Annotated in this window: 2 protein-coding genes (1 of these 2 cut by a window edge); both read left to right on the forward strand. The window is 45.9% G+C overall.

Features of this window, described 5'->3' with window-relative positions; genetic code table 11:
- Positions 1-5,718, forward strand: the 3' portion of a protein-coding gene (locus QSH61_RS03935) for a non-ribosomal peptide synthetase (RefSeq protein ID WP_206470943.1). 4,563 nt of this gene lie to the left of the window's left edge; the window shows 5,718 of its 10,281 coding nt (coding positions 4,564-10,281); its start codon lies beyond the left edge, outside the window; it ends in the stop codon at positions 5,716-5,718.
- Positions 5,718-16,796: a non-ribosomal peptide synthetase gene (locus QSH61_RS03940; protein ID WP_286123226.1), complete on the forward strand. Its 11,079-nt coding sequence runs from the start codon at positions 5,718-5,720 to the stop codon at positions 16,794-16,796. The genes QSH61_RS03935 and QSH61_RS03940 overlap by 1 nt, the downstream gene beginning before the upstream one ends.
- Positions 16,797-16,951 lie beyond the last annotated feature (155 nt).

Raw genomic sequence — 16,951 nt, forward strand, 5'->3', positions numbered from 1 at the left:
GAGGGTCTGCAGCTTACAGTCGAATACCGTACTGAGTTGTTTCATCAGCAATATATCGAGCAGATGATGGCGCAATTTGCACAATTGGTTGATGGCGTCATCGATTCTGAACAACAAGCTTGTTATCACTACAACTTGTTACCAGAATCTCAACGTGACTATTTGTTGCAACAGCTAAATTGTACCTCGCAAGCGTTTGATAGTGAGGGGTTACTGCAACATGCCATCGAATACCAAAGTGTTACGCAGCCCGATAAAGTAGCTGTCTGTTTTAACAATGAAAACTTAACGTTTGCAGAGTTAAATGCGCAATCTGAATGTGTTGCTAAACAGTTGTATCAAAGAGGGATCCGGCCTGGAGATTTAGTTGGGATTTGTCAACCGCGCTCTTTATCTATGCTGATTAATATGTTGGCTATTTTAAAAGTTGGTGGTGCTTATTTGCCTTTAGATCCCAGCTACCCACCACAGCGGCTGAATTATATTGTTCAAGATAGCGAATTAAAGCACTTAATTTTGACGCAATCGTTACAACCATTATTCAGTAACAATGTATCAGCTGCACTTCACTTGGTTGAATACCTAGACTTACAGGCGTCGACAAACCCCGTTTCTTATACTAATCAACTCACCTCAGATAGCTTGGCATATGTGATCTATACGAGTGGCTCCACGGGCAAGCCAAAGGGCGTCAAAGTGAGCCACAGAAACGTACTTAACTTTTTTACCGCGATGAGCACATCGCTACCAAGCAACTCGTCAGATATAACCTGGTTAGCTAGCACGAGTATTAGCTTTGATATTTCTGTGCTCGAGCTATTCTGGAGCTTAGCCTCTGGAGCTAAGGTAATCATCCAGCCAGAGCGACCACAGAGTATCGCAAGTGAAAAGCTCGCACAGGTGCATTTATGCAAATCAGATATGGCATTACTCGATGCAAAAGAGTTATCTGTTGCGAAGTTTTCAAGCTATGTTGGTGATCGAGTTTCTTGCTTACATTCTGATACTGAAAATCTCGGCTTAAACTGTCGCGCCACGGAGCAAGAATATGAGCAGGCGGCGCGAAGCGGAGCTGGACTTTCGGTGCTATATCAAGGAAGCGAGCTTTCAGAACTAGCAACAAAAGTTGCGGCATTTAACACTATTCAGCAAGCGGCTAGCAGCAGAGTACTCTATCTGCCCGTTAGCGAATGCAATGAACAAACGGGAGCGCTTTGCACGCTTGAAGATAGTGATATGGCTCTGGCGCAATTAGCTCTCTTTGGCAAGATGGGCTTTAATGCAGTTGTAGTTATTTACACGTCTCAACAACATGCCTCCATCACACCGCAGCAGTTATCTTGTGTAGCAACAATTCAAGAACGCTTTATACAGCACGATTGTCAAACGAATATGTTGGCACAACGTTTTGAGAACGATTGGGATCCTGCTCAGTTAATCGTTCAACACCAAGTTTCACACTTTCAAGCGACGCCTAGCTATATACGTGAATTACTACACAGTGACTCGGGTCGAGATGCATTACAGCAGCTGGAATTGCTACTGGTTGGTGGAGAGGCTCTGAGTGATGACCTTGCTCAGCAACTTTGTGCGCTTCTGCCTGAGCGAGTGTTTAATATGTACGGGCCAACGGAATGTACGGTGTGGTCTTGTGCGGCTAAAGTGAAACCACAAGCTGTCACGATAGGTGCCCCTGTCGCGAACACTCAAGTTTACGTTGTGGATGAATTTCAACAGCTAATGCCACATGGTGCTGTGGGTGAACTATTAATTGCTGGTGAAGGAGTGACACCAGGCTATTTAAATCGTCCGGAGCTAACGCAGCAACGATTTGTGGAAGTGTCCTTTTTAACGACACCTATTAGGGCATACAAAACCGGCGATTTGGTTCGTTGGCAGGACACGGGTGAGCTCATCTATGTTGGCCGTAACGACGATCAGGTCAAAATAAAAGGACATCGTATTGAACTTGGAGAAGTTGAACGACTAATTCGCGAGTTCGCGGATTGTCAGCAAGTGGCGGTGGTTAAACAATGTCGCAGTCAAACCGAATTATTGGTCGCATTTGTTGTGTGTTCATCCACATGCAAAGATAAACAGCAGAGCGTATCACAGTGGCGCCATATACTCGCTATGCGTGCCCCAAGTTATCTTATCCCTGACCGTATAGAGTGTGTCTCTGCTTTACCTCTAACTCCAAATGGCAAAGTGGATAAGTCAGCGCTAGCTAACTTGAATGTGGGTGCAGATATTGATTTTGTACCAGCTGAGTCGGAGAGTGAACACAGTGTGATGGAGAGTTGGCAACAAATACTCGGGCTTAACTCTGATATTTCAGTTCATGACAGCTTTTTTAATATTGGTGGTCACTCATTATTAAGTTTACGGTTAGTAAATGAATTAAACGCTAAATTCAATTCCACTTTGTCGCTTCGAGATATTTTTGAACATAATACTATCGCGGCGTTGAGTCGGTTGATTGATGAAAAGCAAACAAGTCAGCAGCACGTTATTCCGAGACGTAAAAAATCACAACAGTCATTGCCATTATCATTACAACAGCGCCGTTTATGGTTTATCGATCAGCTTCACGATGGTAAAAGTACGCACTACAACATGCATTTGCTTTTCCAAGTTGGCAAACAGTTTAACCTTGCGCTGGCTACTCAAGTTATGAATGAGTTGATAGAGCGTCACCAAGCATTACGCACGATTTACCGTACTCAGGAAGAAGAAATAACGCAAGTCGTGGTCTCACGACCTAAGTTTACTATTACCGAGCTAAATGAACAGCAGCTATGCGCCCAAAGCGCAGTCGACGAGCGACTAAAAGCATTAGCGCAACTCCCCTTCGAACTTGCTACATCCATTCCGATCAGAGCAACTTATGTTACGACAGGGCTAAGTTGTTACTTGCTAATTTGTGTCCACCATATTGCGACAGATGCTTGGTCTATGGAGGTGCTTGCTCAAGAGTTTTATTCGCTGTATCAGGCTTATCAGCAGGGGAAAGCGCATCAACTAGTTGCACCCACAGTCGATTACGCTGACTATGCATTATGGCAGCACAGTGAAGCTCAGCAGCAGCGGTTAGCGCGACAAAATCAATATTGGTTAGAGCAGCTAAGTGATATGCCCATGCTAAGTTCATTGCCACTGAATAAGCCCCGTGGGAAGTTTGCTGCACATAAAAGCCAAACCATGACTATAGATGTCGAGGGTGAATTATTCGAATTAATGAAAAAAGCAACATCAGCGACTAATACGACAGCATTTATGTACCTACATGCTGTTTTGAGCATCGTACTATGCCGCTATAACAACAGTGATGATTATGCTATTGCAACGCCAGTGGCTAATCGACCGCACAAAGATTTTGACAGCGTGGTTGGTTTATTTGTTAACACCTTGGTGCTGCGTACTCATTATCAATCTGAGTGCTGCTTTAGTGATTACCTACAACAAGTAAAAAGTACTGATGTTGCCGCCTTAGACAATCAAGAGACGCCCTTTGAGTGGCTAGTTGAGCAGCTTACGACACAGCGCACTACGAGTTATAACCCCTTGGTGCAGGTTCTGTTTACGTATCAAAAGGCGCTAGTCTCAGATGAAAGCACCTTTACCGAACACCTTAAGCCCATCGAGTTTAGTGATCAGCAAAGTAAGTTTGAATTTTCATTGCGTGTTATAGAGCACGAGCGAAAGCTGTTATTGCAGTTTGATTATGATACGAGTCTATTTGAAGCGGTAGCGATACAAAACGTTGTGAATAGCGTAAAGCACGTACTGGCTCAAACGCTGACCAACCCTGAAGTCGCACTTGGGCAATTACAGTTAACTACGAAACAAAGTGAGCGTTCGCAGCAGTGTGGTGTTGTTAACCTTAAAGGTCGCGATACATCTTTATTAGCATTATTTTATCAGCAAGTAGCTGCTCACCCTAAGGCTATCGCTACGCGCTATAATGAGCAGGAGTTCAGTTATGAAGTGTTGGCCCAAAAAGTAGAACAGCTGGCCAACTACTTGCGTCAACAACAAGTCGGGGAAAGTAGCCGAATTGGCTTATACCTTGATCGTGGTCCTGAAATATTGGTCGCAATTCTCGCCTCTTTGAAAATTAATGCTTGTTTTGTTCCGATTGATTTGTCAAACCGAGGGGAGCGTCTCAATAGCATAGTTAACGATGCAAAGCTTGATATGGCACTCATTTCACAAGCCTATTGGGCGCGCTGGCAAAGTCAACCATGCCAGGTGACGGATCTAACGCTTAGCGATTGGTTGTTTCACGAGTATAGTAGTCTGCCAAGCAGTTCAGTTTACCAAGCTCAAACCCCCGCTTATGTTATTTATACATCAGGTTCAACAGGTAAACCTAAAGGGGTTGAGGTTTCGCACCGGGCATTGCTCGATTACTGCCAGTTTGCTTTGCAGAATTATTATGACGTTGAGTTAGTAGGCTCGTTCTTGGTGACGTCTTACGGCTTTGATATTAGTTTGCCTGCATTACTTCTACCATTATTATGCGGTGGGACGGTCGACCTAAGTGGTCACCATGATGAGGTTTTAACCGAGCTTGCCAAGCGACTTGCGCGACCAAGTACTCAGCCTTTGTTGTTGCGATTAACACCTATGCATGCCAGAGCGTTAATGTTCATTATGGGTGATGAGGTATGTCAAAGTCAGCATGTCTTTGTGATTGGCGGTGAGTTGTTTCCGGTATCGCTTTTCGCCCAATTAACTCATACCTTTCCAAATGCCACCATATACAATCATTATGGACCAAGCGAAGCCGTTGTGGGTTGTTGTATCGCGCGGCTAAATGATTTTGAGCTAGGACAGGCTGATTTGCTCCCTATTGGCTACGCTATGGAAAATACCCAGCTATATGTATTAGACAAAGCAATGCAGATAGTACCAACTGGTGTTGTAGGTGAATTGCACATTGGAGGGCGCTGTCTCGCGAATGGCTATCTTAACCAACCGGAGTTGACTACTCAGCGTTTTGTTCACAACCCATTTCAGCCTGGAGAGCGATTATACCGTACCGGTGATCTTGTTCGGCAACAGTATGACGGCAGCTTATACTATGTGGGTCGCATTGATGATCAAGTGAAATTACATGGTTTTCGTATCGAATTGGGAGAAGTAAACCAGCAGTTGCTTATGCTACCTCAGGTTAAGGCAGGTGTTACCGTAATGGCAGGAGAGGAAGAGCATAGGCGCTTAGTCTCATATGTTGTGCTTAACCAGTCCAATATAGACCCAGATATCACTTTGTCACAGATATTGCTGACGCTACAACAAAACCTTCCTAGTTACCTTTGCCCTGCGCAATTGATTGACTTGCCTGAGCTACCATTGAGTGCAAACGGTAAAATTAATGTCAAAGCGCTACCTGAGGCACCCATGCAGGACTCAAAAGAGTTTGTTGCGGCCAATACCGATCTTGAATTGCAATTGGTAGCTATCTGGCAACAGGTACTTCGACTTGAGCAACCACCGAGTATAGATTGTAACTTTTTCGCAGCTGGAGGTAACTCTCTGCTTGTCATGTCATTAAGCGCTGCTCTACAGAAGCAGTTTGCGTGCGTAACACAAATGAACCAATTATTTCAATATCAGACTATCCGCCAACAAGCAGAGTTGATTGAGCAACTATTCGCATTACAAGCAGTCGATGCAGAGAATGACGAATTTGAAGATGAGGGAGTATTATAATGGTGCTAGAAATTCTAAAGAAAGCGCGCCTACAAGGTGTCACATTATTTCTCGACGAGCAGGGACAGCTGCGTTTTAAAAAGAAGTCAGGCAAGTTAAGTGCTGAGTTAAAAGCTGAATTAACAGCAAACAAACAAGAATTAATAGCGCTACTCCGGGCCCAGCAAGAGAAATTGGTTGCTATTACCAGTATAGATCGCAGTGGTGCGATCCCAGCGTCATTTTCACAACAACGGCTGTGGTTAATCGATAAGCTAGAAGGCAGTCAACATTATAATGTTGCAGCAGCACTGGCCTGTGATGGGGTACTGGATATTGCAGCCATAGAAGCCAGTCTAACCCAAATAGTTGCCCGCCACGAGGCGTTAAGAACCTGTTTCGAAGCCCACGATGGAGTGTGTATGCAGCGGGTAATGCCAGCCCGAGCGGTGACGGTAGAAGTGGTGAATTTGGTTGATTGTGGTGAAGATGAAGTGCAGCGGCAAGTGGATGATGCGGCACGAGAAGTTTTTGACCTAAGCCAAGATTTAATGTTGCGCACAAAAATCATCAAACAGTCTCAAACACGGCATATTTTGTTGTTCACGTTGCATCACATCGCATCGGATGGTTGGTCAATGCAGCTATTAATAAAAGAGTTTAATGCATTTTACCAAGCTGCGATAACAGGCGGGGAAGCGGATGTGCCTGAATTACCGGTCCAATATGGAGATTACGCGTACTGGCAACAGCAACAGTTAACGGAGCAAAACAAAGCACAGTTGTTAAGGTATTGGCAGGCTAGGTTGTCGGGCATGCCGAGCTTACACGGATTGCCATTAGATAAGCCGCGACCAGCCAAGCAAGAATTTACCTCTGGATATGTGCGTAGTCGGATAGGCAAAGAGACATTGGCAGGGTTACAAGCGCTAACGCAAAGCGCAGGTGTCACGTTATTTATGGTACTGCAAGGTGCTTTTGCGGTGTTATTGAGCCGCTTAAGCGGTGAGTCGGACATCGTCTTAGGCGTACCGACAGCGGGGCGTAGTGAGAGTGAATTGTCGCCATTAATAGGGTTTTTTATCAATACCTTGGTGAGTCGAACAGAGGTTGATTTAGCGCAGCCATTTACGGCGTTATTGGCGCAGATAAAGGCAGATACGCTGGCAGATTATCAGCATCAAGGGCTCCCTTTTGAGCTGTTGGTAGAGGCATTAAACCCAGATAGAAGCTTAGCATATAACCCCTTGTGTCAGGTTAAGTTGGTGCTACAGAACCATCGCAGCAGTGACGATGAAGGGTTGAGTTTGGGAGAGGCGAGGCTGAAACCACTCCAACAAAGTCAAGAGCAGGTACGGTTTGATTTGGATTTGACTTGCTCGGAGGGAGAAGGCGAGTTGCTATGCCATTGGCGGTATCAACAGAGCTTGTTTACAGAAGCGACGATAGCGGCGTATGCCCGTAGCTTTGAGTATCTATTGGAGAGTATCGCGAAGGGAGCCCAAGGTAGCTGCAAAAGTTTAGCCTTGTATGACGATGAAATGCGTCAAAGCTTGATAGAAGAGAGCGTAGGTGCAGCCTGTGATTATCGGCGAGGAGAAAGTGTAGTAGAGCAGTTTGCGAGACAAGCCCAGCAGACGCCGGAGAGAATAGCGGTACGGGATGAATCACACGCACTGAGCTATGGAGAGCTGTACAGTCGCGTGAATCAGTTGGCACATTACCTTCAAGAGCAGGATATAGGGGTAGGAGAGCGAGTTGCGTTGGTGATGACGCGAGATGTCACGCTCTTGGTGGCGATGCTAGGGGTGATGGCGACGGGTGCGAGCTATATCCCATTGAGCCCGGATAATCAGACGGCACGTTTAGCAGATATATTTAACGATGCGGATGTGACTCAGGTCTTGGTATCGACATGTTTATTAGAAATTTTACCGGTTTCAGGGGTAGATGTGTTGATGCTGGATGAGGATGAGTGGGGCTTATCGGGTTATGACAGCCATCCGGTGGGAGTGACACATACCTTAGCGGATAGCGCCTATGTGATTTATACGTCAGGGTCGACGGGTAAGCCAAAGGGGGTGGAGGTAAGTCACAGAGGATTAATAGATTACTGTGGCTATGGTCTAAAAGCGTACTATCAAGAGCAGTTGACAGGAAGCTATGTGTTGACGTCGCATGCATTTGATATAGGCGTTCCGAGTTTATATTTGCCTCTTTTGGTGGGAGGGTGCGTGAACTTAGCGCCTTGGGGAGAGGAGTTAGAGGGATTAGTCGAGCGGTTACGAGGGAGCTCAGAGGCGAGTTTATATCGTTTGACGCCGATGCATTGTGAGGCATTACTTGAATTGCTGGATGGGGATAAGGTCAGCGGAGCGCATGTTCTGGTGATAGGAGGGGAGACGCTAACGGAGGGGCTGGCTGCGCGGTTGCAAGATACCTTTAGTGAAAGTCAACTTTATAACCACTATGGTCCGACGGAAACGGTGGTAGGTTGTAGCTTATATGATGCAAGCGCGCATTTAAGGGCAGGGGATTCAACGCGAGAAGAGATACCGATAGGGTATGCGATGGCGAACACAGGGTTGTATGTCGTTGATGCAGGGGGTGAGCTGCAAGCGAAAGGAGGCGTAGGAGAGCTTTATGTTGGAGGGCCTTGCGTAGCGAAAGGATATGTTGGAGATCCGGACAGGACGGCGGCGTCATTTGTGTATGTTCCTTGGTTGGCGGATACGAGGTTGTATAGAACAGGAGACAGGGTACGGCGCTTGGAGTCGGGAGCGTTGGTATTTTTGGGAAGGAAGGATGAGCAAGTCAAGCTGCGGGGATATCGTATAGAGCTTGGAGAGATAAGGAGTGTTTTGGCACAGCAAGCAGTGGTGAAACAGGCGGCGGTGTTGGTGCAAGGAGAGGGTGCGGATGCGACGTTGGTGGGTTATGTTGTTGCAGAGGGAGAGGTAATAGATGAAGGTATTTTTATAGCGGAGTTAGAGCGTGCGTTATCGGCGCGTTTAGCCAGTTATATGTGTCCGAGTCGTTGGTGTTTGCTAGATGCTTTGCCGTTGACGGCGAATGGTAAGTTGGATAGGGGTGCACTACCGAGCGAGATTGGGGAGATAGGGCAGGAATATGAAGCGGCGGAGAATAGTGTAGAGCGAGCGCTGGTAGAGATATGGGCAGAGGTACTGCGACAACCACTAGAGGAGTTAAGTGTAACGGGTGACTTCTTTAGGTTAGGGGGAAATTCTCTGTTAGCGGTGAAGCTTAGTGCGTTAATTAAGCGGCATTTCGACATTGAAGTAACTTTGGGTGATTTATTCTCACATCCCACTATTCGTCAGTTTGGTATGTGGTTGCAAAGCCACCAGGAAATTCAAGCAAAACACACATATGAGAAGATTAAGGCACAAGATAATTTAGACAGTGCTCCACTGACTTTTGCACAACAGCGTTTGTGGTTTATCGATGCTTTGCAAGGTGGCACATATGCCTACAATATCACTCGGGCTTTAACGTTAAGTGGTGAAGTTGATATTTCAGCATTGCAACGTGTTTTCGTTGCTTTGATTGAGCGCCATGCAATTTTCAGAACTACATATCAAGCACATGCCAATGAGCAAGCGCTGCAAATCATTCACGCGGCACACACAGTCAATTTTAACATCGAACAGGTAGATCTGACGCATTTAGAGAGTGAAGAACAAGAGACGGAAATCACTCAGAGGCTTGAAGAGCAGCAGAAGTACACATTTAACCTTGCAGATGATGTAATGCTTAAAGTGAGTCTACTGCTATGCCAAGTCGATAAGAGCATTTTAATAATTAATATGCCGCATATCGCCACTGACGGTTGGTCGATGGATATTTTGACCCGCGAATGTTGGGCACTCTATGAAGCTTTTACTCAAGGTCAACAAAACCCACTTACAGCTTTACCCCTACAATATGCGGACTACGCTCTTTGGCAAAGTAAACAGCTAACGCCTGATACTCTAGATACGCATTGGCAGTATTGGCAGCAACAGTTAGCTGCAATGCCACAAGTCCATAGCTTACCGTTAGACTTTAAACGTCCAGCGGATAAGAACTACGTGGGAGAGCAAGTGTCGAGTCGACTCAGCAGTGAAGTAGCGAGTAAGCTTTGTCGCTTGGCAAAGCATTATGCCTTGACGCCGTTTATGCTGTCTCATGCCTTGTGTGCCTTAGTTTTATCGCGTCACAGTGGTAGCCATGACATCGTGATGGGTATGCCGATTGCCAACCGACTACAAGGCGAGTTGAATGGGGTTGTTGGTCTGTTCGTGAATACTTTAGTATTAAGAGTAAATACCAATTACAACGATCTGAGCGATTATTTTAAGCATGTGAAGAAAGTGCACCTTGAAGCCCAGCAGCATCAGGATATGCCGTTTGAAAAGTTAGTTGATAAACTAGCAAGTGAACGTTCTGCTTCACATACTCCGTTATTTCAAATTTTACTAGCAACGCAAAACGACTTTTCATCGAAGCCTGTACCGCAAAATCAAGCTCTCATTGTTGAGCGACGGGAGCAAAAAGTTAAAGTAGCTAAGTTCGATTTAGATATTAATATTTGTATCAATAAAGATGAAGTGACAATCAACTGGACCTATGACACTGCAATATTTTCTCACCAGCATATCACTACTCTAGACCGACATCTGTGTAACTTACTGAGTACGTTAGCCGCTCATCATGAAGATCAAGATATTGCCATTAAGCAATTAAATATACTAGATGCTCAAGAGTTTACTCGATTACTCACTAGGGCGGCAGGTAATACAAATTACCCCGCTGCAAATTGCGGTTTACATGAATTGTTCGAACGACAGGTTGAACGACAGCCAGAAGCGTTAGCTATTACGTCAGCAGGAAGAAGTTTAAGTTATGCGCAATTAAATGCGCGAGCAAATGCAATGGCTTGGTATTTAATCGAACAATATCAGCTTACGCCAGAACAAACAGTCGCTATTTGTTTACCACGTTCTGAACTACTGCTTGTGAGTGTTCTTGCGGTATTAAAAGCAGGAGGTGCTTACCTAACTATTGATCCAAGTTACCCCGATGGCAGGGTGTCTTACATCCTTAATGATTCTGAAGCATCATTATTACTCACCAGTAGTGAACTTGAAAAAAGACTTGTGGAACTCAGAGGTACTTTTAGCTGTGTTATGGCTGACATCTCGCTGACAAACTATAGCCAAGACAATCCACCAAGCCCTATTTTAAATAGTGATGTGGCAAGTGCATATATAGTGTATACGTCTGGCACCAGTGGCAAACCTAAAGGGGTTAAAATAGCACATAAAGGAGCTGTCAACTTTGCGGCATACTTAGGGAGACAATTCCAAGTAGATAACAGTAGTAAAGTGTTGCAACTAGCTTCTACTAGCTTTGATGCCTTTACCCTGGAATGGATGTGGGGGTTGACGAACGGAGGATCGCTATGTATCTGTAGCGAAGCTGATAAATATCATCCTCAGCAAATGGCAGATTACTTGGTTGATCAAGGTATCACTCATGCACTCATAACCCCAGCATACTTACAGCATCTACCTTGTCATCAAAACTACCATTTTCGCGCTTTATTGGTGGGTGGTGAAGCCTGTAGTACCGCACTGGCGCAGCAGTGGTCAAAGCACTATCCAATGTATAACGCTTACGGTCCCTCAGAGGCCACTATTTGTGCCACTGTAGCTAAGCTCCATCCCGATACGTCTGTAACAATAGGCACTGCTATTGATAATGTTACAACTTATATTCTTGATGATCAGCAGCAACTGCTGCCTGAGGGGGCGGTTGGAGAGTTATATATTGGTGGTGTAGGTGTGGCACAAGGTTATATCAAGCGTCCAGAGCTAGATGCTGAACGTTTTGTGAGTAACCCATTTGTAACGAATGAGCATGAGAAATTATACCGTACAGGCGATCTTGTACGACAATCTGATACTGGCCAATTAGTTTACTTAGGCCGGATCGATGAACAGGTAAAAATTCGTGGCTATCGTATTGAGTTGGCTGAAATAGAGCAATTGTTGAATGAATCTTTCGGTGTTAAGCAAGCCGCAGTATTGTGTTGGGGGGAAGGAAGTCAAAAATACCTGATTGCTTACGTGATGCTATCTGGTGAGATGTCTGAGGATAGCGCTACTCGTATTTTGAGCGAAGCGCTCGCCGAACAATTACCAGAATATATGGTGCCGAGCCAGTTTGTGGTGTTGGAGCAATTTCCACTTACAGTCAATGGTAAGGTTGATAAACGCGCTTTGCCACAACCGGAATTGACGACAGCGCATTACCGAGGACCACAAAATAAAACAGAAGCGCAATTGCAGCAATTATGGTCGAGTTTATTAAAGATACCGCAAGCGTCACTGAGCTGTGAGGCAAACTTCTTTGCCCTAGGTGGCGACTCAATATTATCAATTCAGCTAGTTTCACGGGCAGCGGAGCAAGGCCTGTATTTTAGTGTTAAAGACCTGTTTCGTCATCAACACATCGTGGCATTAGCACGGTGTGTAAAGCAGAGCAAAGGATACACGGTAGCACAAGAGGCGGTGATAGGAGAGATGCCATTGCTGCCTATTCAGCAGGCATTTTTCAAAAACGAAACGGCGTTAGCCCACTTTAACCAGTCGGTTCTATTAAGTACCCCAGAGGATTTTGACACCCAATGCCTGATACCGATGTTGCAAGCTTTGGTCACGAGACATGACGCACTGAGGCTCAGTTTTGATAAATCACAGGGGCAGTGGCGAGGTTGGTATCAAGCCTTGGAAGCATTGGCGCTATCAAACTGCATAGAGCAGCATGAGTGGGATGGAGAGGCAGAGAGTTTAACGGCTATTGCAGAGCGAGCGCAGCGCAGCTTATCACCGATAGATGGTGAGTTATTACGATTGGTCTATTTGGCGAACAAAGCGGGTACAGGACGCTTGCTGTTGGTGATACATCACTTAGTTGTGGATGGGGTTTCTTGGCGTATTTTGCTGTCAGACATAGCACAGCTCTATCAACAATACCAAGCGGGAGAAGCATTGCAGCTTGGTGATAAGACACATAGTTATCAACAGTGGGGAAGACACTTACAGCGCTATAGCGAGAGTGAAGGGCTTCAGCAGCAACGTTCATATTGGCGGGAACTAGAGGCAGATAATAGTTGGCAACAGCATTATGGTCATGAGCAGGTACAAGCAGGTGTACGGCGACAATTACAAATCCAATTGAGTGAGGATGAGACGCAGGCTCTGCTCACGATGGTGCCACAGAGTTATCGAACTCAGGTGAATGAAGTACTCTTGGCGGCTTTGTGGTTAGCTCATCAACGTTGTAGTGGTGCTCAAACGCTATCGGTAACACTAGAAGGGCATGGGCGTGAGGGAGTTGCAGGGGTAATAGATTTAAGTCAAACCGTAGGCTGGTTTACCAGTATGTATCCATTGCAGCTAAGCGTGCAAGCGGCGGAGGATGTCGGTGGTATTTTGATGGCGGTAAAAGAGCAATACCGTCAGGTTCCGGATACGGGGATAGGCTATGGCGTATTAAAGTACCTGTGCGGTGATAGCGAGCTTGCGGATAAGACGATGCCGGCTTTGCAGTTTAATTACCTAGGGCAGTTTGACCAAACGGTAAAACAGACGGGCGCCTTTAGCATAGCAGAGGAAAATAGAGGGCAACATATAAGTGCAGCTCGGATAGCACAAGAAGAGCTGGTGTTAAATGGGAAGGTGGTATTTGGCAGTTTAGGTTTTACGCTGAATTATGACACAGGGTGTTATTGCGAGGGAGCGCTATCGACGTTGATGAAGGCTTATGAGCAGGCCTTAAGAGACGTTATTACGCATTGTAAGGCGGTGGGTGTTGGGCCTTATACACCGAGTGATTTTCCATTGGCGAGGGTGACTACGGAAGAGTTAGAACGATGGGATATTGGGTCGGATATTGCAGATTTATATCCAGCGACGGGGATGCAACAGGGGCTGTTATTCCATGGTTTGTTGGAAGCAGGGAGTTATGTCACGCAGACTCGGATAAGCTTCAAGGATTTGGATGCAAGCGCATTCAAAGCTGCATGGTTAGCGGTAATAGAGCGGCACAATATTTTTAGAACGGCATTTGTAGGAATAGAGCAAGGGAATGCGCATCAAAGGGTGAGCGCACATGCGGTACTGCCTTGGAAGGAAGAAGATTTAAGGGAGATGTCACAGGCGCAGCAGCAACATTATTTAGACGATTATCAGCGTATGGATAAGCGCAAAGCCTTTGCGATAGATGCAGCACCACTGATGCGCTTTAGCTTATTTAATGTAGGAGATGAACATACGTTGCTCTGGAGTTACCACCATGCGCTACTGGATGGGTGGTGTATTCCGTTGGTATTTAAGGAGATAAAGCAATGTTATGAAGCGCTGTGTGCGGGTATACCGTTAGCAAGTGGAGCGCCAGAATACAGTTATAGAGATTATGCTCAGTGGCTGAGTGAGCAAGACAAGGAGGAGACGGTAGCGTTTTGGCGAGACACGTTAGCACCGCTGAGTAGCCATACTCAGTTGCCAGCGGAGCAAGGAGAGGTGGGAGCAGGAGAGGGCGAGTATCGCATTGAGTTTAGTGTATCAGAGACGGCGGCGTTACAACGGTTGGCGGCGGAAGCGAGAACGACGTTAAATATAGTCGTACAAACGGCATGGGGTGTGTTGTTGCAGCGCTATGGCAACCAAGGTGCGGTGGTGTTTGGTTCGGTGACGTCAGGGCGGCCGGCAAGTCTTGCGGGTGTCGAGTCGATATTAGGTTTGTTTATCAATACAGTACCGGTGGTTGTAGAGAGCGGTGCAGAAGAGACGGTGCTTGGGCTATTGCAGGCGCAGCACGAACAGCAAGTGGCACGAGAAGGGCATAGCTACTATCCGTTGTATGAAATACAAAAACAGTCGCCGTTGGGAGAGCCTCTGTTTAATAGCGTATTTGTATTTGAGAACTATCCGGTTGATGCGCAGTTAAGTGAAGCGGATGAGCAGTCGGGGCTAGAGGTTACGACAGCGGAGACAACGGAAGGGACGAACTACGACTTAACGGTAGTGGCGCATGTATCGGCAGGGTTGAGTATTCGCTTAGAAGGCGGGGCGGGGCGCTATAATTCGGCGAGTTTGGCACGTTTAGGCGGACATTATAAGCGTTTGCTATTGGGGTTGACGAAGGCCTTGAAGGTTGCGGAGGTTGAGCTTTTAAGTGAGCGAGAGCGGTCTTATTTGCTCACGGAGTTGAATAGTACAGCTCAGGATGTTGAGGTGCCGAGCTGTTTATTGCATGAGTTGTTTGAGCGTCAAGCAAAGAGCCAACCAGATGCGGTGGCGGTGGAAACCGCCAATGAAAGTATCAGCTATGGTCAGCTCAACCAACGTGCGGAAGCTGTCAGCCAGCATTTGTGCGCAAATTCAATATACCAAGTTGGGGATACCGTAGGCGTATATGTTGGGCGTTCGACAGATATGATGGTGGCAATACTGGCCATTTTAAAAGCGGGAGGTACGTACTTACCTTTAGAGCCCAGCTACCCAATTTCTCGAACTGAGTACATGTTGCAAGATTCGGAGGCGACTTGTGTACTTACCGACTCACCCCTTGAGTCTGATCTTAAGCATTTAGCCTTGGAACGTATTTGTGTTGCAAATGCTGTACAGACAGTCGTGGGAGAGGGTTGTAGTCAAAGTAGAGGAAAGTTAAGCGATACAGCTTATATTATCTATACCTCAGGTACGACAGGCAATCCAAAAGGAGTGGCTATTGCGCATCAAAGTGTGACTGAACTTGCGGTAGCCTTGAAAAAACGCTTACCTACAGGTCGAAATGCTCGTGTATTGCAGTTTTCAACCCCCTGTTTTGACGCTTCTGTTTTGGAGTGGGTGTGGGCATTGACGCAGGGCGCAAGTCTTCACATTTGTGGCGAGCAGGAAAGAGCAAACCCAGATCTTATGGCACGCTATCTCGTGCAGCAGAAAATTACGCATACATTACTAACTCCATCTTATCTTGCTCATCTACCATTTCGAGAGGATTATCACTTTGCAGCCTTGGCTGTAGGTGGAGAGGCTTGTGATGAGGAGCTAGGCTGGCGTTGGGCATGTCATTATCCAGTTTTTAATCTCTACGGCCCAACCGAAATCACCGTGTGCGCCAGTATTGCTGAAATTTATGAGAACGAACAGATCACTATTGGGCGGGCAATGCCAAATACTGAGCTATATATCTTGGATCAATCACAGCAGCTTTGCCCTTTTGGTGTTGCAGGAGAGTTGTACATTGGTGGTAATGGTGTAGCCAAAGGTTACATCAATAGAGCAGAGCTTACTGCTGAAAGGTTTGTAACATTGCCTAACTTAGCCCCTTGTAAACGTCTTTACCGGACTGGAGATTTAGTGCGTTACCTTGAAAGTGGTGAGCTTGAATATTTAGGCCGAGCTGACGAACAAATAAAAATTCGAGGATATCGCATTGAGCCTAGAGAGGTTGAACGTCAATTAGCGCTATTAGAGCAAGTTAACAAAGCGGTGATCAAGATAGATAAAGATGGTCAAGGTCACAATCGAATGCTTGCTTATATAGAGCCGATAACAACGGTGGGCCCTGATTTTGTTAGCCACATTAAGTCGCAATTACGCACTAACTTACCTGCCTTTATGGTGCCAGCAGCCATCATTACAGTTGAGCAATGGCCGTTACTTCCAAGCGGTAAAGTTAATAAGGCAGCTCTGAGCTATGAAATTGATAACGTGGAATCTGCGGTTAAAGCTCCCCGTGATGAGATTGAGCAAGCGCTAGCTGGTATTTGGCAACGTCTTTTGAGTATTCCCTACGAACAAATTAGTGTTGATGCTCACTTTATGGAGCTTGGAGGGCATTCATTACTTCTGATCCAATTACTGGCTGAAATCAACGATTATTGGTCACTAGAATTAAGCTTAGCAGAGCTGATCGCTCATCCAGAGATCGCTACATTAGCTGAGAAAGTACGGCAACTTCTGACGATACGAGACCTTAACAGACAAGCCAGTTTAGCCACTGTGATAGAGGAAGGGACGTTGTAATTCGTCCCTCTTTCCCTAATGCAATGGGTTAAAGTTTGCCCAAATAATGATATTGTGTTAAATATTGGTTGTTTTAAATTAACATGTTAGTATCTAAGTGTTATTAAAGTTAATATTTTGTCCGGATTCCCCTTGTTGACAGAGTAGCCGCCAAA

Source organism: Pseudoalteromonas sp. JC3 (genome assembly GCF_030291895.1).
GTDB lineage: Bacteria > Pseudomonadota > Gammaproteobacteria > Enterobacterales > Alteromonadaceae > Pseudoalteromonas.